Origin of the sequence: Halovibrio sp. HP20-59, from assembly GCF_033052795.2 — a bacterium.
Taxonomy (GTDB): Bacteria; Pseudomonadota; Gammaproteobacteria; order Pseudomonadales; family Halomonadaceae; genus Vreelandella.
Window position 1 is genome coordinate 161919 of record NZ_JAWJUW020000005.1, and the last position, 24086, is coordinate 186004.

Annotated in this window: 21 protein-coding genes; 15 read left to right on the forward strand and 6 right to left on the reverse strand. The window is 56.6% G+C overall.

What is annotated here, in order from left to right; translation table 11 throughout:
- The first annotated feature begins 135 nt into the window (after positions 1–135).
- A complete protein-coding gene (lpxC, locus tag RZA33_RS07975) occupies positions 136–1047 on the forward strand; it encodes a UDP-3-O-acyl-N-acetylglucosamine deacetylase (RefSeq protein ID WP_317507316.1) in 912 nt (303 codons plus the stop codon).
- Positions 1048–1132: 85 nt separating this feature from the next.
- Here the strand turns inward: lpxC and RZA33_RS07980 are convergent, their stop codons facing one another.
- Positions 1133–3145: a CocE/NonD family hydrolase gene (locus RZA33_RS07980; RefSeq protein ID WP_317507317.1), complete on the reverse strand. Its 2013-nt coding sequence runs from the start codon at positions 3143–3145 to the stop codon at positions 1133–1135.
- Between the two features lie 4 nt (positions 3146–3149).
- A complete protein-coding gene (locus RZA33_RS07985; protein WP_317507318.1) occupies positions 3150–4454 on the reverse strand; it encodes an ATP-grasp domain-containing protein in 1305 nt (434 codons plus the stop codon).
- Between the two features lie 166 nt (positions 4455–4620).
- Between RZA33_RS07985 and RZA33_RS07990 the strand changes: the two genes are divergently transcribed.
- The gene (locus tag RZA33_RS07990; protein WP_317507319.1) at positions 4621–5064 is read left to right on the forward strand and encodes an Hsp20/alpha crystallin family protein; all 444 of its coding nucleotides are present in this window, start codon (positions 4621–4623) and stop codon (positions 5062–5064) included.
- Between the two features lie 161 nt (positions 5065–5225).
- On the opposite strand, the gene RZA33_RS07995 is transcribed toward RZA33_RS07990, so the two are convergent.
- Entirely contained in the window at positions 5226–5717 is a 492-nt protein-coding gene (locus RZA33_RS07995) for a DUF721 domain-containing protein (protein ID WP_317507320.1), read from the reverse strand.
- Positions 5718–5837: 120 nt separating this feature from the next.
- Here RZA33_RS07995 and RZA33_RS08000 point away from each other — a divergent pair, with 120 nt between their 5' ends.
- From RZA33_RS08000 to RZA33_RS08015, 4 genes are all read left to right on the forward strand, one after another.
- Complete coding sequence (locus tag RZA33_RS08000) at positions 5838–6209, forward strand: hypothetical protein (RefSeq protein WP_317507321.1); 372 nt, start codon at positions 5838–5840, stop codon at positions 6207–6209.
- A 126-nt stretch (positions 6210–6335) separates the two neighbouring features.
- Positions 6336–9068, forward strand: coding sequence for a preprotein translocase subunit SecA (secA, locus tag RZA33_RS08005; protein WP_317507322.1), 2733 nt, complete (start codon positions 6336–6338; stop codon positions 9066–9068).
- A 58-nt stretch (positions 9069–9126) separates the two neighbouring features.
- On the forward strand, positions 9127–10356 hold the full coding sequence (argJ, locus tag RZA33_RS08010; RefSeq protein ID WP_317507323.1) for a bifunctional glutamate N-acetyltransferase/amino-acid acetyltransferase ArgJ: 1230 nt from the start codon (positions 9127–9129) through the stop codon (positions 10354–10356).
- 107 nt (positions 10357–10463) lie between these two features.
- The gene (locus RZA33_RS08015; RefSeq protein WP_317507324.1) at positions 10464–11420 is read left to right on the forward strand and encodes a Nudix family hydrolase; all 957 of its coding nucleotides are present in this window, start codon (positions 10464–10466) and stop codon (positions 11418–11420) included.
- A 94-nt stretch (positions 11421–11514) separates the two neighbouring features.
- Here RZA33_RS08015 and RZA33_RS08020 read toward each other — a convergent pair whose 3' ends face one another.
- Both RZA33_RS08020 and RZA33_RS08025 read right to left on the reverse strand, forming a co-directional pair.
- Positions 11515–12417, reverse strand: coding sequence for a carbon-nitrogen hydrolase (locus RZA33_RS08020; protein ID WP_317507325.1), 903 nt, complete (start codon positions 12415–12417; stop codon positions 11515–11517).
- A gap of 28 nt (positions 12418–12445) precedes the next feature.
- Entirely contained in the window at positions 12446–13534 is a 1089-nt protein-coding gene (locus RZA33_RS08025) for an agmatine deiminase family protein (protein WP_317507326.1), read from the reverse strand.
- Between the two features lie 213 nt (positions 13535–13747).
- On the opposite strand from RZA33_RS08025, the gene RZA33_RS08030 reads away from it, so the two are divergent.
- Both RZA33_RS08030 and RZA33_RS08035 read left to right on the forward strand, forming a co-directional pair.
- Positions 13748–14989 carry a lipoprotein-releasing ABC transporter permease subunit gene (locus tag RZA33_RS08030; protein ID WP_317507327.1) on the forward strand — a complete coding sequence of 414 codons (1242 nt, stop codon included), beginning with the start codon at positions 13748–13750 and terminating at the stop codon, positions 14987–14989.
- Between the two features lie 13 nt (positions 14990–15002).
- Positions 15003–15722: an ABC transporter ATP-binding protein gene (locus tag RZA33_RS08035; RefSeq protein ID WP_317507328.1), complete on the forward strand. Its 720-nt coding sequence runs from the start codon at positions 15003–15005 to the stop codon at positions 15720–15722.
- Positions 15723–15753: 31 nt separating this feature from the next.
- On the opposite strand, the gene RZA33_RS08040 is transcribed toward RZA33_RS08035, so the two are convergent.
- The gene (locus RZA33_RS08040; RefSeq protein WP_317507329.1) at positions 15754–16311 is read right to left on the reverse strand and encodes a DUF2062 domain-containing protein; all 558 of its coding nucleotides are present in this window, start codon (positions 16309–16311) and stop codon (positions 15754–15756) included.
- A gap of 97 nt (positions 16312–16408) precedes the next feature.
- Between RZA33_RS08040 and RZA33_RS08045 the strand changes: the two genes are divergently transcribed.
- From RZA33_RS08045 to murB, 7 genes are read left to right on the forward strand one after another with little or no spacing between them, the layout of a single operon-like run.
- Positions 16409–18676, forward strand: a complete 2268-nt coding sequence (locus tag RZA33_RS08045; protein WP_317507330.1) for a DNA internalization-related competence protein ComEC/Rec2 — start codon at positions 16409–16411, stop codon at positions 18674–18676.
- Positions 18677–18731: 55 nt separating this feature from the next.
- Positions 18732–20468, forward strand: coding sequence for a lipid A export permease/ATP-binding protein MsbA (gene msbA / locus RZA33_RS08050; RefSeq protein ID WP_317507331.1), 1737 nt, complete (start codon positions 18732–18734; stop codon positions 20466–20468).
- Between the two features lie 24 nt (positions 20469–20492).
- Entirely contained in the window at positions 20493–21530 is a 1038-nt protein-coding gene (gene lpxK / locus RZA33_RS08055; protein WP_317507332.1) for a tetraacyldisaccharide 4'-kinase, read from the forward strand.
- Entirely contained in the window at positions 21523–21732 is a 210-nt protein-coding gene (locus RZA33_RS08060; RefSeq protein ID WP_317507333.1) for a Trm112 family protein, read from the forward strand. Before lpxK ends, RZA33_RS08060 begins: the two co-directional genes overlap by 8 nt.
- Positions 21732–22535: a 3-deoxy-manno-octulosonate cytidylyltransferase gene (gene kdsB, locus RZA33_RS08065; RefSeq protein WP_317507334.1), complete on the forward strand. Its 804-nt coding sequence runs from the start codon at positions 21732–21734 to the stop codon at positions 22533–22535. Before RZA33_RS08060 ends, kdsB begins: the two co-directional genes overlap by 1 nt.
- Positions 22536–22546: 11 nt before the next feature.
- Positions 22547–23011: a low molecular weight protein-tyrosine-phosphatase gene (locus tag RZA33_RS08070; protein WP_317507335.1), complete on the forward strand. Its 465-nt coding sequence runs from the start codon at positions 22547–22549 to the stop codon at positions 23009–23011.
- A gap of 25 nt (positions 23012–23036) precedes the next feature.
- Positions 23037–24044 (forward strand): UDP-N-acetylmuramate dehydrogenase, encoded by a 1008-nt coding sequence (gene murB, locus RZA33_RS08075; protein ID WP_317507429.1) that lies wholly within the window; start codon positions 23037–23039, stop codon positions 24042–24044.
- The last annotated feature ends 42 nt before the right edge of the window (positions 24045–24086 follow it).

Sequence of the window (24086 nt, forward strand, 5' to 3'; positions counted from 1 at the left end):
TCGCCTTTATCAGGTTCAATGCAATAGCTAGCGAGCGTTTTATTGGCTAAAACGCTCGCTAGCTGTTAAAGTGAACACTGTTTGATAACCTTTTCCCTTACGGTCATTACCGTCTTCAGAGTTCGACTACTATCCATGATCAGACAACGCACCCTTCAAAACGTCATTCGCGCTACCGGAGTGGGCCTGCATTCTGGCAAAAAAGTCCACTTGGCTCTGCGACCGGCGCCAGCCAACACTGGGATTGTGTTTGTCAGAACCGATCTGGACCCCATGGCTCATGTGCCTGCGCGAGCTGAGCTGGTAGAAGATACCACGCTATGTACGGCTCTTTCGTACAACGGGGTGAAAGTAGCCACGGTAGAACACCTGATGTCTGCATTTGCGGGTCTGGGTATCGATAACGCCTATGTGGACGTTAGCGAGCCCGAAGTGCCGATTATGGATGGTAGTGCGAGCCCGTTCGTTTTTTTGATTCAGTCAGCGGGTATTTTAGAGCAGGATGCAGCGAAGAAATTTATTCGTATTAAGCACCGCGTTGCCGTCACCGACGGCGACAAAGAGGCTGTATTCCTGCCGCATCAGGGCTTTAAGGTCTCCTTTGCGATCGACTTTGACCATCCTGTTTTTGATCAGCAGAAACAGACCGCGCTGATTGATTTTTCCACCACTTCTTTCGTTAAAGAGGTTTCACGTGCGCGCACCTTTGGTTTTATGCGTGACTTGGCGTTTTTGCGATCTAATAACTTGGCGCTGGGCGGAAGCTTAGACAATGCTATCGTGGTCGATGATTATCGCATTGTGAATGAAGGCGGTTTGCGCTACGAAGATGAGTTCGTAAAGCACAAGGTGCTGGACGCCATTGGCGATCTTTACCAGTTGGGTTACAGCCTGATTGGTGAATTCCGCGGCGTGAAATCTGGCCATGCGTTGAACAACCAGCTGTGTCGCGAGCTGATGGCGCAGCCTGACGCCTTTGAGATCGTCACGTTTGAAGAAGACAAGGCTGTGGCACCTATTTCTTATTCAGCGCCCGCCATGGCATGATTGCCGGGTACGCCTTCATTGTGAAAAAACGCACCGTCTAGGCGGTGCGTTTTGCGTTTATGCGATAGGCAGAGGCGCAGCGGCTTCAAAGGAAGTGGCGGGGGACGCGCCTGGCGTAGTTGCGTGAATACACCCGCCGGTCGTTCTCGAAGGCGTCTAACTCGGCATCCAGCCGGAAAAGCTCTTGATCCGACGTAAGCAAAGTGCGCGTGCGAGTGCGCACGTCCCAGCCTTTGCGCTGCAGCCGACGCTCGGCCGTCACCTCACCACGTACCGACTGGAAGTCGTCACCTTCATACGAATAACGTTCCACGGTGCGATCCGTTATTACCAGATCAATGTCCTCAAGGCGATAGCGTCCCTCATCCTTGATGACCTCCAGTGTGGAGTGATTGGTTTGCAGGTCCCGGTGAATCAACCAGCGATGCTCGCCCGGTTCCAATTGGGTCATTGGGGGTTGCGTCGGTGCAGTCGGCAACTCGAAAGCCACTTCGGCATCCTCGGACCTTGGCTGGCGTACAGGTAGCCACAGGCAGCAGTCCTGGGTATGTAGGGTTAACTGGCTGGGCTGTGGCGATGGCCAAGCCAGTGGCCAGTAGGAGCTGGATACCGCTAGTCGCAGGCTGTGACCCGCAGGAAATACTTGACCAAGGTTGTTGAGTTTGACCCGGATGCGATAGCGCCGGCCCGGTTCCAGTGGCTGGGCGCGGTCATGGCCGGCCCAGTGGTTGAGGTTGTGCAGGCCATAGGTGCAGCGGGTGGCTTTGCCATCGGGAGCTACATCCGAGAGGCGCACCGCAATCATCCCTACTGGCTGATCGCAGGCAAGCACAAGATCCACCTCCGGGGCGCCCAGCAGCGTTAGATCCTGTTCCAAAGGTTGGCTGTCGAATACCAGCGAACCGCCGTCTTCCTCGCGCTGGTCATGGGGGAGATCGGGGCCGGCGGCGTAGGAGCACCATTTGCCAGCAAAGAAGCCCACGCTGAGTGGCGACTGCACAGTAAGCGCGGCGGCTTGCATGGGTTCGTCTTGATCTTGTATCAGCCGCCCAGGCGCTAGTCGATAAGGGCAGGCGGCCACATTGTCAGATGGCCAGCTGTGCTCTGCCACCCACTGGCCAGGTCGGTGCCGGTAGTGGGTGCTGGGTTGCATGCTGTCCTGTACCCAGGCACGTAGCTCGGGTTCGCGGTCGATACCGGTATCGCGATCCTTTAGCCAGCGATCCCACCAGCGCAGTAACTCCTGTTGAAAACCGATAGCCGGGCCTGGCACGCCCTGGTGCGGATATTTGTGGCTCCAGGGGCCGATTAAGCCGAGCCTGGGAACGCTCAGGTGCTTAAGTAGGCGGAAAACAGCATTGGTGTAGCCATCCGCCCATCCGCTGACAGCCATGACCGGACAACGGATAGCGTCGTAGTCTTCGCAGACGGAACCGTGCCGCCAATAATCGTCGCGTTGCTGATGGGAGAGCCATGTCTCCATCCACAAGCCACTGCCTTCCAGGCGCTGATGCCAAAGATCCCGCCATTGTGATCCGACCAGTTGTGGGTCGGGTGGCAGGCTGTTGAAAGCGAACATCACCGACGCCCAGGAAAGATTGTCGCCCAGTAGGCAGCCGCCCATGTAATGCACGTCGTCCGCGTAGCGGTCATCGGTGGCACACACGGCAACCACCGCCTGTAGGGCGCTAGGGCGTCGTGCGACAAGCTGCAGACCGTTGAAGCCGCCCCAGGAAATACCCAGCATGCCGACACGGCCATTGCACCAACGCTGAGCGGCGAGCCAGTCGATCACTTTCTCACCGTCGTCAAGTTCCTGTGGCAGGTATTCGTCACGCAGCACGCCGCCGGAGTCGCCGCTGCCGCGCAGGTCCACACGCACGCTGGCGTAGCCGTGGGCGGCAAACCAAGGATGTAAGGTTTCATCCCGGGCACGGGTGAAGTCACGCTTGCGGTAGGGAATGTATTCGAGGATCGCCGGCACTGGTTGCTTTTCAGCATCCGCCGGTAACCAAATGCGGGCAGCCAGTTCCACCCCGTCGTCCATGGGGATGGTGACATGTTCGAGTTGCTGTACGCGATGTTTGGATTCCATCATCACCTCATTCGTAGTTGGTGGTCACGCGTTGTGAGAACCGGAAGCCCAGTATCCGCATGGCTTCATGAAAGTTGCGGGTCAGCTCCTCTTGGCTGTCGCCGCCCAGGAACAGGTCGCCGAGTTCGAAACTGTAGCTGTCCTGGTTAGGCAGGTCGGACAGTTCCATGCCTTCATGGACATGGCTGACAAACAGGGCGTCGGGGAAATGCTGGCGCAGTTTTGCCAAGTCGGCGTCGGTGGGTGCCCGGGTAACTCTGGCGGGTGCGTAGACCCGCGGCATAAACTTGGCGGCATAGCGCCAGCGGCCCGCTCCGCGACGGAAACGAGGTTCACGGCCCAGTGCCACGTCAATGGCCACCTCATGGTGCGAGGCGCCGTCCACCAGCATGAACAGGGGAGAATGGGATTTAGAAATCCGTGGGTTAACTTCTAGAAGATGCAGCTTGTCGCCTTCCTCGTCCCATAGAAACTCGATATTAAAGGGCGTGTAGCTAAGCCCGAGATGGCGGACTATCCGGCAACTGGCCTCTTCCATGCGTTGACCTACTTCTTTCGGCAGATCCGACGGATAATGATAGCCGACGAAACTTACCTGGTTGGGCCCGCGCAGTGAATCGATAATCGCGTATGCCCGCGGCTCGCCGTCGAGCACATAGCCTTCCACCGTTGTGCCGCGTCCGCTGATGATGTCCTCGGCGATGCAGAACTTACCGTTTAGCAAAGCGCGACGCTGTCCGATATGGGCGCGTTGCATCAGGGTATTGAAAGGGGTGGCGAACTTGTCGATACCAGCGCGGATCTGCTTCAAGGCGTGTTTGAGATCCTCGCGTCCATCCACCCGGAAACCAAGGGTGCTGGAGAACGCCACGACCGGTTTCAGCCAGAAAGGATAAGGTAACGGTGGATCGTCTGCCACAGCGTCATCACGAGGGTCGACCAGCGCAAACGGCGGCATCAATTCGGGAATGATTTCCGCCCCGACCAGGCGAGCGGCGTATTTGTTTTCGCATAGCAGGACCGATTCCAGCGATGGGCCGAGAAGACCCCATTGCGCCTGCAGCAAGGGGAGTAGGCTGGTAGTGGGAAAATCCCAGTGGCCAATTATCGCGTCCACGCCGCCTTCAATCTCCGATAGTTCCCGTTGTGCGCTGTGCAGGAACTCTTCAATGGGATAGCGATCCGGGTTGACGATATGGTGGTAGGGGATCAGGCCGTGAAAACAATAGTGGTCTGCGTCATGTACGCCTTCCAGAAACTGACGATGGAAATCGTCTAGCCCAATCACGGCGATATTTTTGCCATTACTCATGGTGTCCTCCATCGTATTTCCCGGAAAGACGAAACGAATCTTATGCCCTTCTCTATAGGTTAAAAAAAACGTGAATTCAAGCGAGAAAAGGACTTGAAAATAGCGTTTGTGACACTATGTTTAGAATTGTAAGGCCAAGAGGAGAAACTAAAGGAGGTGAAGTTCAATGGCACGTTTACCTTCCGTTCGTGACTATGAACCGAGCAGCTTGCTACGTCAGTTTAGCAGCGAGATAGAGCGGCTTTTCGACCAGGATCGACCCGGCATCTCTCCGCTTTCTGGGCAATGGACACCGGCGGTAGATATCCGTGAAGAATCCGATGAATATCGGGTCGAGGCGGAAGTCCCGGGTATTGATCCCAAGGATCTAGAGGTGACACTCGAAAACAACGTGTTGACGCTTCGCGGGCAACGCCAAGAAGAAAATGAGGAAGAAAGCAACGGTCTTCGGCACGTGGAGCGTTCCTATGGCGCTTTCGTGCGGCGATTTACCTTGCCGGAAGCCGCCAGCGATGAAGAGGTAGAGGCCCGCGCCGACAAGGGCGTACTGAAGTTGCGTATCAAGAAGAAGGAGCAGAGCGGGCAGCGACGCATCGAAGTGCAAGGGTAAGCTGGCACTGTGTCGATCTCATCGACTATCCCAATGACTATCTCAACGGGAAGCTTCGGCTTCCCGTTTTTTATTAGTAACTTAAACGACGCACACAAATACCCCTGAGGCGCTCAAGCGCATTTCCTTTACCGCCGTGGTGTCGGGTTGGGTTATTCGGTTTAGTGTTTCTGGTTGTTCTCACTGCTGCGCCCATGGTCTTGAGGGGCGTGAGAGGCCAGCCGTTCCAGCGCCCGTTTTAGCGCCGGGTTGGTGGTGTCTTCGGCGCATTCAGCCAAGGTTTTACCAGCACCTGCCGACAGGCTGCGGGTATTGCGCTTAGGCGCCACGATAGGGTGGACAGGGCGTACCTTGAAGGTAAAACCATTAACGCCTTCAAAACCGGGCAGTTGGTGAAGCAATTCTAGTAGGCGTCGCTGCTCAAAACGTAGCCACGTCAGCCAGCTCGCTTGACCGCTAATCAGCGTAAGGCGACCCTCGCGAAAGCCGCCGACAAAGATATATTCACGCATCTCTTCGGGCAAATGCGCGCGTAGGTGCCGTTGCGCCTGATCGATTAGCCGCGATAGACGCATTAACTGACTAATATCGCCGGACTTAGAGAGTAGACGGGCGATGGGCTGGGCGTGAGAACGCTTAACCTTTATACTCATACGCTTAATTCCTAAGGTGCCACTATCTTAAGGTGCCGCCAATGCTAATAATGATGTTGGTCATACTTACCGAGTTGACCTATTAGCAGACTTTACCACGCTCAGGAGCCGGTCTACAGCATGTCACCCACGCTTGAAGTTCAATCTGCTTTGCCTCGGCGCCAACGCCGTTACGGTATGGCGCGTTGGTGGCTGGCTGGCTTGCTAGTAAGCTGTCTTTTACCCGCCAGTTTAGGCCCTACGGACACTTTTCGCAGTGGTGAACGCAGCGTCACTATCTGTTTTTGGGTGCCTGCGATTTTACGTGCTCAATCGCACTGGATTGCCAAAAGGCGGCGCGCTCTGCACCGCTGGTCGCGTCGTCTCCAGCGTTTCTCTCCCGTGCAGCGGGTATTTAATTGGCTTCCCCCGATGGCAATGCTGGTAGCGGCGCGCGACGTTTTGACCCAACGTGGTCCACCCGCCCACCACGATACTCGTCAATATAGATAGGTTGTCCCTGCTTTTGCACCTAACACGTTGCCAACCAATGTGTAGATGGCACTAGGGCTTGTAAAAACAGGGCTTGCATACATAGAGCAAGGCTGGATGGGTCGCTCGTGAATACTGGAATATTTCATGCTTAATAATTTATTACGTAAAGTCGTTGGGTCAAAAAACGAGCGCGAAGTAAAGCGCATGCACAAACATGTGCCGTCTATTAATTCGCTTGAAGCCGAGTTTGAGGCACTGAGCGACGCAGATCTGCAGGGCAAAACGGCAGATCTGCGCCAGCGCTTAGATGCGGGCGAGCCTTTAGATACCTTATTGACCCCTGCGTTTGCCGTTGTGCGCGAAGCCAGTAAGCGGGTAATGGGCATGCGTCACTTTGACGTGCAAATGGTCGGCGGCATGACGTTGCACCGTGGCCGCATTGCGGAAATGAAAACCGGGGAAGGTAAAACCCTGGTGGCCACATTGGCGGTTTACCTCAATGCCTTGACCCGCAAAGGCGTGCATGTCGTGACGGTGAACGATTACCTGGCCCGTCGTGATGCGGAGTGGATGCGTCCTCTTTACGAGTTTTTAGGGCTTAGTATCGGGGTTATCTTTTCTGGACAAACCGGCGAAGAGAAACGCCACGCGTATCAGTGCGATATTACTTACGGCACCAATAATGAGTTTGGCTTCGATTATCTGCGCGATAATATGGCGTTCTCGCTAGACGATAAAGTCCAGCGTGGGCTGCATTTCGCGATTGTCGACGAAGTTGACTCAATTCTTATCGATGAAGCGCGCACGCCGCTTATTATTTCTGGGGCCGTCGACGAAAACACCGACCTGTATAAAGTCGTCAACGAGCTCGCCCAGCAGCTTGAAAAGGGAGAAGAACTCGAAGACGAGGAGGCCACGATAGTGGGTGACTTCCTGGTCGATGAAAAACAAAAGCAAGTCGAGTTGACAGAGCAGGGGCACAACAAAGTTGAGGAGCTAATGCGCGCTGAAGGGCTACTCGGCGATGACGAGTCGCTTTACGCCGCGCAAAATCTCAATTTGCTTCAGCACATGCATTCAGCGCTACGCGCTCGTCACCTCTATCACCGTGATGTCGACTATCTCGTGTCTGAGGATCAGGTCGTCATCGTTGATGAGCATACCGGGCGCTCTATGCCGGGGCGTCGCTGGTCGGAAGGCTTGCACCAAGCTGTTGAAGCCAAAGAAGGCGTTACAGTGCAGCGGGAAAGCCAGACGCTTGCTTCAACGACGTTCCAGAATTACTTCCGCCTGTATGAAAAATTAGCCGGTATGACCGGCACGGCGGATACCGAGGCCTTTGAGTTTCGGCAAATTTACGCCCTTGATGTGGTGGTAATTCCCACCAATCGCCCGTTGGTACGTAAAGACCTTAATGACTTGGTTTATTTGAGCGCTGAAGAAAAATACGAAGCGATCATTAAAGATGTCAAAACCGAGACCGAGGCCGGGCGACCCGTCTTGGTCGGTACTGCCTCGATTGAAACATCTGAGTATCTCGCCAACCTGATGCAAAAGGCTGGGCTGGCGTTCAACGTACTCAATGCCAAGCAGCACCAGAGTGAAGCTGAGATTATTGCCCAAGCAGGCCGGCCGGGAGCGATTACCATCGCCACCAACATGGCCGGTCGCGGTACCGACATTGTATTGGGTGGCAACTGGGAGGCAGAAGTCGCCAAACTGCAAAATCCCAGCCAAGCACAGGTTGATGCGCTGAAAGCCGAGTGGCAGGCGCGTCATGATGGCGTGCTGGAAGCTGGCGGGTTGCACGTGGTGGGCTCTGAGCGCCATGAGTCGCGGCGTATTGACAACCAGCTGCGTGGCCGTGCCGGGCGCCAGGGCGACCCCGGTTCGACGCGTTTCTTCTTATCGCTAGAAGATAGTCTAATGCGTTTGTTTGGCTCAGATCGTGTTAAACGTCTCATGCAGGCGTTGGGCCTTGAACACGGTGAAGCCATTGAGCATAAAATGGTTTCTAACGCTGTTGAGCGCGCTCAGAAGAAAGTTGAGGGACGTAACTTCGATATTCGCAAGCAGCTGCTTGAGTACGATGACGTGGCCAACGACCAGCGCCGGGTGATCTACGACCAGCGCAATGAAATTCTCGCCGCAGACGATGTCGCTGATGCCGTTATCGGCATTCGTGAAGAGGTGATGGAAGCGGCAATCAGCGACTATGTGCCGCCTCAGAGTTTGCCTGAACAGTGGGATCTGCCAGGCCTGGAAGCACACCTTAAAACCGAATTTAACCTTGATGTGCCGCTGGTGAAATGGGCCGCTGAGGATGATCGCTTCAGTGAAGAGCAGTTACGCGAACGGCTGCAAACCATGCATCGCGACGCCTATGCAGCCAAAGTTGAAGCCGCGGGTGAAAAGCTGATTCGACGCTTTGAGAAGCAGGTGATGCTGCAAGTGTTGGATACGCGCTGGAAAGAACACCTGCAGTCAATGGACCACCTGCGTCGCGGTATCCACCTGCGCGGCTATGCGCAGAAGAATCCCAAGCAGGAGTACAAGCGTGAATCCTTTGCGCTCTTTGAACAGCTACTCGACCATATTAAGGAAGACGTAACGCGTATTCTCAGCCACGTGCAGGTACGCCAGCCCGAGGAAGTCGATGCGCTTGAGCGTCAACGTCGCGAAACGCTGGAGCGGGAGACCGCCAGCGCGGCGAGCCGGCACGATGACCCGGCCGATGAAACGCCCGCCACTCCTTCAGAAGCGCCTGGCGCTGATGGACGTCCGGTTCGGCGCGAAGGACCAAAAGTCGGTCGTAATGATCCCTGCTATTGCGGCTCGGGTAAAAAATATAAGCAGTGCTGCGGCAAATTAAGCTAACCGCGATGGTGTCTGATGAGATGACGCCTGAGAGAGCGTCTGCCTAAAGGAGAAAATCATGGCGGTGGGAAATATTCCTTTTCCAGAGTTGCCGCCCCTTGACGGGGTGCGCCTGGGGCATGCAATGGCGGGTATTAAAAAGCCGGATCGCCGTGATGTGGTGGTGATAGAGCTACCCCATACAGCAACGGTGTCAGGCGTCTTTACCCGCAATGCATTTTGCGCAGCGCCGGTCTTGGTGGCAAAACAGCATATTGAACACTGTCGAGCGGCAGGTATTTCGCCGCGCTACTGGCTGATCAACACCGGCAATGCGAATGCTGGCACGGGCGAAGCAGGCCTGCGCGATGCACGCACTAGCTGTGCAGCACTTGCCGAGCAAGTCGGCGTATCGGCCGAAGAGGTGCTGCCGTTTTCAACCGGTGTGATTGGTGAGCCGCTGCCGATGCAGCGGCTGTTGGCAGGCTTGCCTTCCGCGCTTCAGACACTGGCCAGCGATAGCGCCGCATGGCATCACGCGGGGCTGGGTATTTTGACGACCGACACCCGCGCTAAAGGCGCTAGCGTTACATTGGAAATCGCCGGTCAGCAGGTGAGTATTAATGGCATCGCCAAAGGGTCGGGCATGATTAAGCCCGATATGGCGACCATGCTGGGATTTGTGGTGACTAACGCAGCTATTGAACAACCGTTGTTGGATAGTTTGCTGCGCGAAACCGTGGAGCGTTCTTTTAACTGCATTACCGTCGACAGTGACACCTCGACCAATGACGCCTGTATGTTAGCGGCAACCGGGACAGGCCCGCGCCTCGTCGATGAAGCGCAGGTCGTCGTGTTCCGCAATGCCTTGCAGCGTGTAATGACCGAGCTTGCCCAGGCGATTATTCGTGATGGCGAAGGCGCAACCAAGTTCGTAACGCTTCAGGTGGAAGGGGCTGAGAGTCGCCAGGAAGCGCTTGATGTGGCCTTTACGGTTGCTCACTCACCGCTGGTGAAGACAGCGCTTTACGCCTCGGATGCTAACTGGGGACGTATCTTAGCGGCCGTGGGTCGCGCCCCGGTAAGCGACTTTGACGTTAACCGCGTGGTGATTGACTTAGGCGACGTGCGCCTCGTCGAAGACGGCGGGCGTGCCGCCGGTTACACCGAAGCAGCCGGTAGTGCCGTGATGGCGCAATCAGATATTACCATTCGCATTAATCTGGGGCGCGGCGAAGAAAGTGCTACGGTATGGACTTCCGACCTCTCCCATGACTATGTGTCGATCAACGCGGATTATCGCAGCTAGTCTGTTTGTCCTAAGCGGGATGACAGATTAGCGGTGGTAATGGGCAAACGCAGCGAGATAGCGCCGTCATGTAGAATGATGGCGCGCAGACAGTGGATAAAGACTTAATGAGTGTAAAGGTAAAACGACGGGTTCACGTCGCGGCAGCTGCGATTATCAGCGCCGATCAACAGCAAGTATTGATCGCTCGTCGGCCGTCAAACGTTGATCATGGCGGGCTTTGGGAATTTCCAGGGGGCAAGCTGGCCCCTTATGAAACAGGGCTTGAAGGCTTAAAGCGAGAGCTGCATGAGGAGCTGGGCGTTGAAATTGTATCTGCCCAGCCGTTAATTCGTGTCCATCATGAATACCCTGACAAGCACATTCTGCTCGACGTATGGCAGGTACACGCGTTTGCCGGTGAGCCCTTTGGCCGTGAAGGGCAGGCGGTGCGCTGGGTGGCCATGAGCGAGGTATCCAACTATCCTTTCCCAGCGGCTAATCTGCCCATTTTGCGTGCGGTGAGGCTGCCTACTGAGTATTTGATAACCGCTGAAGAGGCTGATGAAACGCGTTTCGATAGGTTTCTGGAGCGTGCACTGCGTGAAGACAATGTCCGCCTGGTGCAATTGCGCGCGAAGGAGCTAGACGCGGCTGCCTATGTGGCTCGTGCCCAGCGAGCTCTGGCGCTGTGCCGCGAGTACGGTGCGCGGCTGCTGCTCAATGGCGAGCCAGCGTTGCTCGAACAGGTTGATGCCGACGGTATCCACCTGACTAGCGAACGGCTGATGCAGCTTGAGCGTCGCCCGATTGCCGAAAACAAATGGCTGTCTGCATCAACGCACAACCAAACGCAGCTTACCCAGGCGGCAGCGTTAGGCTGCGACTTTGTGAGTCTGTCGCCGTTACGCACCACGCCCTCACACCCTGAAGTGTTCCCGCTCGGCTGGCATGATTTTCAGCAGTTGGTCGAACGCGCCGGTATGCCGGTATTTGCTCTCGGCGGAATGACGCGTTTTGATGCTAACCACGCCCGCGCCGTGGGTGCGCAAGGCATCGCCTCCATCCGCGACTTCTGGAAGTAAGATAGCGCTAGCTATCTGTTGTTAATAAAAAACGCCTGCTTCGGTACTTACCCAAGGCAGGCGTTTTTTGTACTTAACAATAAGCCAAGGTTTCTTAGTCGCGGTAGCGGCGGGTTAAGTCGCCATAAGCATCCACGCGGCGGTCGCGCAGGTAGGGCCAAATACGCCGCGTATTTTCACTGCGTGCCATGTCAAGCCGAACAACGAGCTGCTCGAGCTCTTCGCCCGCCTGAGCCAGTAGCTCGCCTTGGGGCCCACAGATAAAGCTACCGCCCCAGAACTGAATGCCGCCGCCGACGCCGGAGTGATCTGCCTCAAAGCCAACACGGTTGGCCGCCAGTACGGGCAAGCCGTTGGCGACGCCGTGGGCGCGCTGAATCACCGTCCAGGCATCTTTCTGGCGGCTCTTTTCTTCGCCGTCGTCGTTGGGGTCCCACCCAATGGCGGTGGGGTAGAGCAGCAAGTCGGCACCGGCCAGCGCCATCAGCCGCGCCGCTTCGGGATACCACTGGTCCCAGCATATCAATACGCCAAGGCGCCCTACGGACGTTTCAATCGGTGTAAAACCTTCTCCGCGAGCGCTATCAAAATCACCCGGTGTGAAGTAAAACTTCTCGTAAAAGCCTGGGTCGTCGGGAATATGCATTTTGCGGTATTGGCCGACGCGTCCTTTGGCGCGGTCATAGACCACGGCGGTGTTGTGATAAATTCCCGCCGCGCGGCGTTCAAACAGCGACCCGACCAGCACGATATTCAGCTCCTTGGCGAGCGCGGCCAAGTGCTGGCCGGTAGGGCCATCGAGGGGCTCAGCTAGATCAAACTGTGCCGGGTCTTCAAATTGGCAGAAATAATGGGTGGCGTGCAGCTCTTGCAGTAGTACCAGCTGTGCGCCCTGTTCAGCGGCACTACGAATACCTTGTTCACTGAGGGCAAGGCTTTGTGCTTTATCGGGCCATGCGGGCTGCTGCACAACACCGACGGTTAATATGTTCGACATAACGTCTCCTTTATTCAGTCAGTATTATTTAATCAGTACCAGCCGAGCGCTTGGCAAGCGTGCCCCGGGCAAGCGTGCCTTGTGGAAGCTGCATGGTTAAACAATGCAGGCTGCCATGCTGACGAATTACGCTGGCGCACTCAATAGGAATTAGTGTGCGCTCAGGAAACGCTAACGCCAGCGCTTGCAACGCCGCCACATCCGCTGGGTCGCCGTAGGTGGGTACTAGGACGGCGTGGTTAATAATTAAAAAATTAGCGTAGGTGGCCGGTAGGCGGTGCCCGTCATCTGGGTCAAAGCAAGCCTGGGGCCAGGGCAGTGGGATAAGCCGATAGGGGGCGCCATTGCGCTGTCGGAAAGCCTGAAGCTCTTTCTCCATGGCCGTCAAAGCTGGGTAGTGCGGGTCATTGGGATCATCACAGCGTACGTAGGCGATGGTGGTTGGATCGCAGAAGCGCGCCAGGGTATCGATATGGCTGTCGGTATCGTCGCCTTCTAAATGGCCGTTGGTGAGCCACAGTACGCGGTCAACGCCGAAATCCTCGCCCAGCTGCGCTTCCACCTCTTCGCGGGATAGTGTGGGATTGCGGTTAGGGTTAAGCAGGCAGGCGTCGGTGGTGAGCAGAGTGCCTTCACCGTCGGTTTCGATGCCGCCGCCTTCGAGCACAAAATCCCGCGCCGTCACCGGGCAGTCCCAAACCCCGGCATTGGCAAGCCGCTGGGTGAGCTGGTTGTCACGCTCAGCGGGGAATTTCCCGCCCCAGCCGGTAAACGTGTAATCAAGCATGGCTAATTGGCCATTTTCGTCGACCACGCTGATCGGGCCGTGATCCCGCGCCCAGGTGTCGTCGGTGGGTGCGACAATCAGTTGCAGCTTTGAGGCAGGCACCCCGTAGGCGTCAAAGGTGGCGGCTAAGCGCTCTTTAGTGAGCGCGTCGGGGACGCAAATAAGTACGCGCTGATAGCGCGCGGTGGCTATCACAATGCGCTCAAGCGTCGCTTCGATGCGCGCGAGAAGCGGTGCCCAATCGCCGTCGTGGCGGGGCCAGGTTAGTTGTATCCCATCTTGGGAATGCCATTCGGGTAACAAACGATAAGTCGTGGTCGCCAATGTCATAAAGGCCTTTTGTTGCCATCAATAAACCAACGCGGAGCTTAATCAGAACAGCAGCCCCACCCAGGCAGTAAATCGGCGCAATGTAGGGCGTGGCGGGGCAAGTTGCAAGCGCCGTGTGAACGCCTGCGATGCTAACCGCTCTAATAGCCGTTTGCGCATGCAGAGACACTAAAAAAACCGTACCATGAGCGCTTATTGATAAGGAATCACGCCATGCTTGATCGTTTGCCTTTTCTGGTGGGGCTGCGCTACGTGCGCGCTAAACGCCGGAACCACTTTATTTCGTTTATTTCGCTCACCTCGATGCTGGGGTTAATGCTCGGGGTCGCGGTACTTATCCTGGTGCTATCGGTGATGAATGGCTTCGATCACGAATTACGCACGCGTATCTTGGGCATGGTGCCCCACGCCAAAATTGAGTCCCGGGTGGGTATGGTCGAGTGGGAACCCTTGGCTGAAGAGCTGATGCAGCGCGAGCGCGTCATCGGTGCGGCACCTTACGTTGAGCAGCAGGGTATGTTCTCCGCAAGTGGTCGCAACCAGGGGGCCATGGTGAATGGCATTAACCCTGAATGGGAGTCTCGGGTCTCGATTATCGGCGAGCATATGCGCCAAGGTGAGCTAGATGATCTGGTGCCCGGTGAATGGCACGTGGTGCTGGGCTCAATGCTGGCGCGCAACTTAGGCGTTGGTGTGGGGGACCGGGTGACACTGTTGGTGCCTGAAGCATCGATTACCCCTGCCGGTGTTTTTCCACGTTTAAAGCGCTTTACCGTCAGCGGTATTTTTAGCGTTGGCGCCGAACTAGATGCCAACTTGGCTTACGCCAATATCGAAGATATGCAAACCCTTGCCCGCCTGGGCGATGCGGTAGGTGGGCTACGCCTGGAGTTGGATGATTTGTTTGCCGCCAGTAGCGAAACTCAGGCGATTCTCAATGAGCTGGGCCCTGAGTATCGCGGCAGCGATTGGACATTCTCCCAAGGCAACCTTTTCCAGGCGATACAAATGGAAAAGCGCATGATTGCGCTACTGTTAACGGTGATCATCGCCGTGGCGGCGTTTAACATCGTTTCGACGCTAGTCATGGTGGTTACCGACAAGCGTGCTGATATCGCCATTCTGCGTACCATTGGGGCTAAACCCAGCTCGATTATGGGCATTTTTATTGTTCAAGGCATGGCCATTGGGCTTATCGGCATCGCCGTCGGAGTGGCGGTGGGGGTGCTGCTGGCACTGACCATTGCCGACCTGATTGGCTGGGTGGAAGCAACGCTGGGTATTCAGTTCCTGGATGCTGGGGTGTACTTCATTAGCGATCTACCTTCGCGCCTGCAGTGGAATGATGTCAGCCGTATCGTTTTGGCCGCTTTTGGACTGACGTTCCTGTCGACGCTCTATCCCGCTTGGCGTGCGGCGCGGGTTCAGCCAGCCGATGTATTGCGCTATGAATAATCAGGATGCCGACATGAGTATGCCAACGGAAACACCGCAAGAACCCGCCATTATGCTCGATTGCCAGGGCTTAACCCGTACCTATAGCGAAGGTCCTCAAGACCTGACGGTATTGGATAAGCTCAATTTGCAGGTGCGCGCTGGCGAGCGCGTTGCCATCGTGGGGAGCTCCGGGTCGGGTAAAACGACGCTGCTCAACCTATTGGGCGGTCTCGATCGGCCCAGCGAGGGGGGCGTGATCATCGCTGGCGAATCGCTGTCAGGATTGAATGAAGCCGCGCTGGGCAGCTTTCGCAACCGCTATATTGGGTTTGTTTACCAATTTCACCATTTGCTGGCAGAGTTCACTGCGGTTGAAAACGCCGCTTTGCCGCTGATTATTCGCGGCCAGTCTAAGAAAGCGGCTGAGCAGCGGGCGATGCAGATACTCGAGCGAGTGGGTATGCAGCCCCGCGCTGACCATAAGCCTGGCGAGCTGTCCGGCGGTGAACGTCAACGCGTGGCGATTGCTCGGGCGCTGGTGACTGATCCAAGTTTGGTGTTGATGGACGAGCCGACTGGTAATCTGGATCAGACCACGGCAGCGACTATTCTGGCATTGATGGATGAACTGGCCAAAGAGAGCGCGTGCGCCTTTGTGATCGTGACTCACGATGTAAGTATGGCGGCTCACCAAGACCGCGTGCTTAAGCTGGATGCGGGGAAATTAGTAGAGCAAACGCCAGCGTTATAAGCGTCAGGGGCTTAATGAGCTAGTTGAGCCATTAGGCCTCATCGTCAAACTCTGCTTCAATCTGCTCACGCCGCTGCCGTCGTATTAGGCGGCGGCGTTTCCAATGGTGCGAGACATGCCAACGCCAGATAAGGCGAATAGCGATATTGGCAACAATGGCTAGGATAACCGCTGTGACCAAAGAGCCGACGATCAGTGGCGGCATAATGTCGTACATTTGCTCGGCAATCCAACGCGTTGAAATCCGGGATGGGGCCTCGCGCACTGGCGCGCCGAGTATAAAGGTGCCGATCCAGTAATTACCGTAAAAGATCAGTGGCATCGTCAATGGATTGGTAATCCACACCAAGCCAATCGACAGGGCCAAATTGCAGCGGGTTACGCGAGCGCCCAGGGCCGCGACCACCATTTGAAAAGGGATGGGGAGCATCGCGCAAAAAACGCCCACGCTAAATGCATTGGCAACGCTTCGGCGGGTTAAAAGCCACAACCTCGGATCGGCAATCAACGGCGCTATAAAGCGTAACGAGCGCTGTTTCCTGATAGTGTCCGGTTTGGGCATGTAGCGCTGCAGGAACCGGCGCGGCATAACGGATACTCTTACTTATTGGTATTGACCATTATCCATATTGCATTGCCTTTCGGCTATGCTAAGCCACCAATGAACACCCGCCAAGGAGGGTCCTATGCGGTTAGGCGTTGCCATGCCAGCCGCGGTTGCGGCGCTCATCGGAGGTCTTTTTGCGTGGTATAGCATCGCTGCTGGCATGCCATTCAATGCGTTCGGGGGGCTGTCGTTAGCGGCGTTATTGGCCATGGTGTGGCGCCCGCGGTTAGGTGTGTGGCTACTGATTGGGGTGTGGGTGTTTGTCGGCGTGCAAAGCGAATGGGGCAGCCGCCTGCCAGCGGGGCTAGGCGGTGAAGATATCGCCGTTGAGGCGACTATTGTGGCCGCCCAACCGAACGGCGATGCAACGCGCCTGTTATTACGTATTGATCAGTGTCAGGGGCCTGTTAAGCGGCCAAGCTGCGCAATGTTGGGTAAAGTGCGCGTATCGGCCTATGGCGATGACGTTTTCAAACCCGGCGAGCAATGGCAAATGACCCTCCGCCTGCGTCCGCCCAGCGGGTTTGCCAACCCCGGTACCTTCAATTATGAGCAGTGGCTGTGGCGTGAAGGGATTCATGCCACCGGTTACCTGCGCCTGGAACCACCGCCGCTGCGGCTATCTCCCGCTGGCCCTTCTATACGCCAGCTAGCCCTGGATTTTTTAGCCGATCAGCCGCTTGATGAGCGAACCAAGCGCTGGTTGGCAGCGCTAACGCTCGGCGAGAGCGAACAGCTTACCCAAGATGATTGGTCACTGCTGAATGCTACCGGCACCACGCATCTGGTGGTGGTGTCGGGACTGCATGTCGGGCTGGTGGCGTCGTTTGTGTTGCTATTGGCGACGTTTGGCGCCCGTTTGACGACGCCAACTAACTGGCGCATGCGCACTTGGCCGTGGTGGTTGGCTGCACTAGCCTGCGTCGGCTATGCCGCGCTCGCTGGCATGGCCCCACCCGCCATGCGGGCGATGGTGATGAGTTTAATTGGTCTATGGGTGCTCAGCGGGCGACACGCGCCGAGCCCCTGGCAAGGCTGGTGGTTGGCGTTTGCGCTGGTGCTGGTGGTTGATCCGCTGGCGCTATGGCGCCCGGGGATGTGGCTATCTTTTGTGGCCGTGGCATGGCTGATTATGATCTGGCAGGGACGTCAACGGCCGCAGGGTATAAAAGGTTGGTGCTGGGCGCTGGTCAGAACTCAGCTAATCTTGGCGCCGCTGATGGCCGCCGCCGTATTAGTGGCCTTTGGGCGCGTTGCACCCGCCGCCCCGTTGATTAATTTAGTCGCCGTGCCGTGGGTGAGCTCTGTAATGGTGCCCACGGCACTGCTGGGTTGGCTGCTTGCGCCGTTCCCCTGGGTGGGAGAGGCGGTGTGGTGGCTGTTTGAATTGGCGCTCAATATTTTGCATATATTGCTGACGTTTGGGGTTCAACACTGGCCGCTTTGGGAGCCTGAGCGGCCGTTAGCGTATCCGCTTGCCTTGGCGTTGCTGCTGGTGTCGTTATGCTGGGGGCTGCCTGCCGTGATGCCAGGTTTACGGCTGGCGGCTACTGCGCTGGCCTTAGCGCTGCCGTGGTGGTCGCTGCCGTCATCAGTTCCCTCCAATGCGCTCAGAGTCAGCGTGCATGATGTGGGGCAGGGGCAGTTAATCGAGCTACGTAGCCAGCATTATCGGCTTCTTTATGACACCGGCCCGCAGTTTCGGAGCGGTTTTATGCCCTTGGAGGCGTTATGGTCGCCAGGGCAGCAGTTTGATCAGGTGATTGTCAGCCACGCCGATAACGACCACGCGGGCGGCATTGACGCGTTGCTAGCCGATCATCAGGTCAGCCAGTGGATAGCGCCCGTTGGCGAGGCGCTGCCAGTGTCGAGTATTGCCTGTCAGCGCGGGCAAGCGTGGCAGCGTGATGGCATTGACTATCGCTTTCTTTGGCCGCCCGCGGGCGCTAACGCGTTGTCTGCCAATGATCGTTCCTGTGTGCTGGAGGTGAGCGTGGGCGAGCAGCGGCTATTGATCACCGGCGATGTGAGTAGTGAGGTAGAGCGCCGCTTTTTGCTTGATGTGGGCTCGCCGGTCGATGTGCTGGTGGCCGGGCATCACGGCAGTGGTAGCAGTTCAGGTGTTCAGTTCGTGCGTCGCGTGGCGCCTCAGCAGGTGATTTTTAGTGCCGGGCGGGATAATTCGTTTCACCATCCGGTGGATTCCGTTGTCCGGCTTTTTCGCCAGCAAGCTAGCTGTCTGTGGAGCACGGATCAAGATGGGGCGCTGCGTTTTTGGCTGGACGCGGGCCATCCTATCCAGATGACAACAACGCGCAAGCTGCCAGGTCGTCGCAACCAGTGTTGAAGCGTTGCGCCATCAGGTAGAATCTTGCGCACTGCACATATTGCCAGGAGCGCATGTGACTGATTCAGGTTGGAATATCTATAAGCGGTTATTGGGCTATGTGAAGCCATACTGGCGCGCGTTTGCGCTGGCGGTAGTTGGTTTTGTGGTGTATGCCGCGTCAAGTACGGCGCTGGCGGAAATGATGAAGCGCTTAATTGATGGTATTCAAAATCCGGATGCTGCTTTCCGGCTCTTGCTGCCGTTATTTGTCATCATTATGTTTTCCTCTCGGGGGTTAGGTACCTTTTTAAGCACCTATTTTATGGCCTATGTGGGTCGTTATGTGATTCATAACCTGCGCTGCGACGTGTTTGGTCATCTTCTGCATCTGCCGGGGTGGTTTTTTGACCACCACTCCAGCGGTCAGCTTGTCTCGCGGGTGACCTACCACGTTGAGCAAGTCGCCGGGGCGGCCACCAAGGCAGTGACGATTATTCTGCGCGAAGGCCTGTTTGTTATTGGGTTGGTGCTCTATCTGCTGTGGACCAACTGGATGTTAACGCTGCTTTTTTTGGGTGTAACGCCGATTATTGCTGTGGTCGTGAGTTACGTCAGTAAGCGTTTTCGGCGTATCTCAAAGCGTATTCAAAGCTCAATGGGCGATGTCACTCATGTGGCCTCTGAAGCGCTGTCGGGTTACCGCGTAGTGCGTACTCACGGCGCGGAAGACTATGAAAAGCAGCGCTTTGAACGGGTCAGTGAAGAGAATCGCCGCCAGAGTATGAAAGAAGCCATGACCCGGGCGGTTAGTTCGCCGGTGATTTTGATGCTAGTGGCCATTTCCATGGCGCTGCTGGTGTGGCTCGCCATGGCACCCTCGCTGATGGAGAACATGACACCAGGAGAGTTTGTCGCCTTTATTACTGCTGCGGCCCTTATGATTAAGCCAGTCCGCCAACTGACCGAAATTAACGGTGAGATACAAAAAGGGTTAGCGGCCGCCTCCGAGCTCTTCGGGCTACTCGATATGACCCCTGAAAAAGATAAGGGCAAACGCATCGCCAGCCGGTTAAGCGGTGAGGTGGTGATTGATAATGTGAGCTTCCGCTACGCCGATGATCAGCCTAATGTGCTGCATAACATTAATTTACGCCTGGCACCCGGCGAGTTAGTGGCAATTGTCGGGCGTTCGGGCAGTGGTAAATCGACGCTGGTGAGTCTGCTGCCACGTTTTTACCGGCTTAGCGAAGGCAGTATCAGCATTGATGGGGTTAATATTGACGAGTACGCGCTGGGGCCGCTACGCCAGCAAATTGCCTTGGTCTCCCAGCAGGTAACGCTGTTTAATGCCTCAATCGCCGATAACATTGCTTATGGGGTGAGCAATCCTGATCCTCAGGCCATTCAAGCCGCCGCCGAAGCCGCCTATGCCAATGAGTTTATTGACAAGCTTCCCAATGGCTACGCCACCACCGTAGGCGAAAACGGCGTGATGCTTTCCGGCGGTCAGCGCCAGCGACTGGCGATAGCCCGAGCGATCTTTAAAGATGCGCCGTTACTGGTGCTGGATGAGGCTACCTCGGCGCTGGATACGGAATCTGAGCGTTATATTCAAAAAGCCCTTGAGCGCGTTTGTGAAGGACGTACCACGCTGGTGATTGCCCACCGCCTGTCGACCATTGAGCGGGCCGACCGGATTGTGGTGATGGACCAAGGCCGTATTGTTGAAGAGGGGCCCCACGAGGCGCTACTGGAGGCCAATGGTGCCTACGCGGCGCTGCATCAGCTGCAGTTTCAAGACGCGCCATGAACCGATTAACATGAGCCCATCACTATGAGCGTAGCCAAGAGAACGCTGGCCCAACGCTGGCTGGAAGGCGCTTATCAAGGCAGCCGCTGGCTATGGCCGTTGAAACCGCTGGGCGCGCTTTATCAATGGGCCATGGCGAGGCGTGAAAGCGCCTACCGACGGGGTAAAAAAGACGTCTGGCAAGCGCCGGTGCCGGTTATCGTCGTCGGTAATATTACGTTAGGCGGAACGGGCAAATCACCGCTGGTCGCTTGGCTAGCTCATTGGCTAGTGTCTCAAGGCTGGTCGCCGGGGATTGTCACCCGTGGCTATGGCGGCAAAGCCCCACATTACCCGCTGTTTGTCACCCCTCATAGCAGCGTTATGGAGAGCGGCGATGAGCCGCTGATGCTCGCACAGCAAACGCGGCTACCCGTGGTCGCGGACCCCCTGCGCGTGCGGGGCGCTCAGGCGCTGATCGAGGCGGGATGCGATATTATCCTGAGCGACGACGGCTTACAGCATTTAGCACTAGGTCGCGATATCGAGCTTGTCGTTGTCGATGGGGCCCGCGGATTGGGTAACGGGCGCTGCCTGCCCGCTGGGCCGCTACGCGAGTCGTTTGGTCGGCTACAACGCGTGGATGCGGTGATCGTTAACGGCGATTTGCAGCATCCGCTGCCAATGCAAGCGCCTACCACCAGCATGCAGTTAGCCCCGCTGTGCTGGCGCCGAGTTAACGATGGCGTACGCTTTCCACTAGGGCCACTGCCGTTTACGCTGCCGGTGCACGCGGTAGCGGGTATCGGGCATCCTGAACGTTTTTTTCGCACGTTGCGCGCTTTGGGGGTAGCCGGTGACTGGCACCCATTGGCTGATCACCAGCGATTTAGCGCTGAGGCGCTAAACTTTAGCCATCGTCGTCCGGTTATTATGACCGCTAAGGACGCGGTAAAGTGTCATGCTTTTGCACCAGCCAATAGCTGGGTATTAGACGTTGAAGCAACGCTTCCATCAGAATTTGAGCACTGGCTGGCAGCGCGGCTGTCGGCACTTTCCAAAAGGAGACACACGAATGGATAAAGAGCTGCTGGCAATGCTGGTCTGCCCGTTATGTAACGGCAAGTTGAAATACGATCGCGAGGCTCAAGAGCTGCGCTGCCATTACGATGGTTTGGCCTATCCCATCCAAGAGGGGATTCCGGTGATGTTGCCGGAAGAGGCTCGCGCGATGGATGCCGATGAGAAATTGCACACCTCACCAGGACGTTCGGGAGACGCTTGATGGTTTTTCCAGACGGCACGGTGTCTGATATGGGTGTACCTGACTTTACCGTCGTGGTGCCTGCTCGCTATGGCTCCACGCGATTGCCCGGTAAGCCGCTGCTGGAAATCGCTGGCGAGCCGATGATCGCTCACGTATGGCGTCGCGCTTGCCAAAGCCACGCCAGCCGAGTTGTGGTGGCTACTGACGATAGCCGCATTGTCGATGCCATGCTGCCTTACGGGGCCGAAGTGATTATGACCCGCGACGATCACCCTTCGGGAACCGATCGCTTAGCCGAAGTGGCTGAGCGCTTAGGTTTGGCGAACGACGCCCTGGTGGTCAATGTGCAGGGTGACGAACCGCTGATTCCACCGGCTTTAATTGACCAGGTAGCGCTGCGCTTAGCCGAGGACCCCGAAGCGTCGATAGCCACCTTGGCGGAGCCGATTAGCGACGTTGCCTCACTGTTTAATCCTAACGTGGTCAAGGTGGTGCGCACGCTGCAGGGCCGCGCGCTGTATTTCTCCCGGGCGCCGATCCCCTGGGACCGCGAGCACTTCAAAGCGCCGCCGACCCTGCTGGCGACTGATGCCTGGCTGCGCCATATCGGCTTATATGCCTACCGTGCGAGCTTTCTAGCTGCCTACCGAGACTGGCCAGCTGCTAGCCTTGAGCAACTCGAACAGCTTGAACAGCTGCGCGCGCTGCAGCACGGCCACATTATTCAAGTGGCGTTAGCCTGCGAGCTAAACCCCTCGGGTGTCGATACCGCCGAAGATCTAGCGCGGGTAAGAGCGCTACTTGCTCAGCCAAGCGTTTAAGGAGAGCAGTGTTGAAAGTGTTATTTGTTTGTCTGGGAAATATCTGCCGATCGCCCACTGCTGAAGGCGTTTTTCGCCGCGCTTTGGAGCAGGCGGGGATGGCCAATGACGTTGAAATAGATTCTTGCGGTGTGGGTAATTGGCATATAGGTAAGGCGCCGGATACGCGAGCGCAGGAGGCTGCGCAGCGCCGGGGAATTAACTTGAGTGACCTGCGCGCTCGTCAGTTAAGCGAGCAGGATTTTGCTGAGTTCGACTACGTGCTGGGCATGGATCAGGACAATTTACGCGCTATGCGCGACCTTAAGCCCGCCAATAGCCAATCGTATATTGGGCTGTTTTTGGATTTTGCTGGTACCCCCGGTGCCGAAGTCCCAGACCCCTATTTTGGCGGTGATGAGTGGTTTGAGAACGTTCTGGATATGATCGAAGCTGCCTCAGAAGGCCTGATTCGACAGCTCAAACGTGAGCTTTAATGGGACTAGCGGCGTGGCTAAACAGATGAATATTCTCAGCAATGTCGATTTGTCCACCGCGAATACGCTGAGGCTGCCTTGCCAAGCGGAGCGCTATGTAGCGCCGGGAACGTTATCAGCACTACGCGCGGCATTCGTTCAGGCGCGCCAGCAAGGCTGGCCAGTGACGCTGTTAGGCGGCGGCAGCAATGTGCTACTCCCCGAACGGTTACCCGGTTTGGTGGTGCGCCCTGCGCTGAATCAGTGGTGGCTGGCCGAGCATCAAGGGCAGGTGCTGGTTTATGTTGGCGCCGGGGTTAATTGGCACCGCTTGGTCATGGCAACGGCAGCGCACGGCCTGTGGGGGATCGAAAACCTGGCGCTAATTCCAGGAAGCTGCGGTGCCGCGCCGGTGCAAAACATTGGCGCCTACGGCGTTGAACTTGCTGACACCCTGCAAGCGGTACAGGTAATGGAACTCACCAGCGGCCGCGTCTATTGGTTGAGCGCTGAAGCATGCGCTTTTGGCTATCGTGACAGTATCTTTAAAGGCGAACTGGCCAGTCGAGTGGTGATTACCCAGCTGGTGCTGCGTTTGTCGCGTACGCCAGCCCCTCGGCTTGGCTATGGTGATCTCGCCGCACGCACACCCAGCGCACCCACGCCGCTTGCAGTAGCTGAAACGGTATGCGCCATTCGTCGCGAAAAGCTTCCGGACCCACAGGAGCTTGCCAATGCGGGTAGTTTTTTTAAAAACCCGCTAGTAACCGATGAGCAGGTGGCACAGCTGCTGCGTCAGTATCCGGCGATGCCGCATTTTCCTCAGGGAGGCGGGCGGGCTAAGCTGGCGGCAGGTTGGTTGATTGATCAGTGTGGCTTGAAAGGCATGCGTGACGGTGCATTTGGTGTGCATCAGCATCAAGCGCTGGTGCTGGTGCACTTTGGCGGCGGTGACCGCAAGGGGTTGATGAGGATTGCGAACTATATTGCCGACCGGGTTGAGGCGCGCTTTGCTGTGCGGTTGGAGCTAGAGCCGCGGTTAATCACTCCTTGACGCTTTTTCCAGTGGACCTTTCATAACGCAAAAATCCCCGCC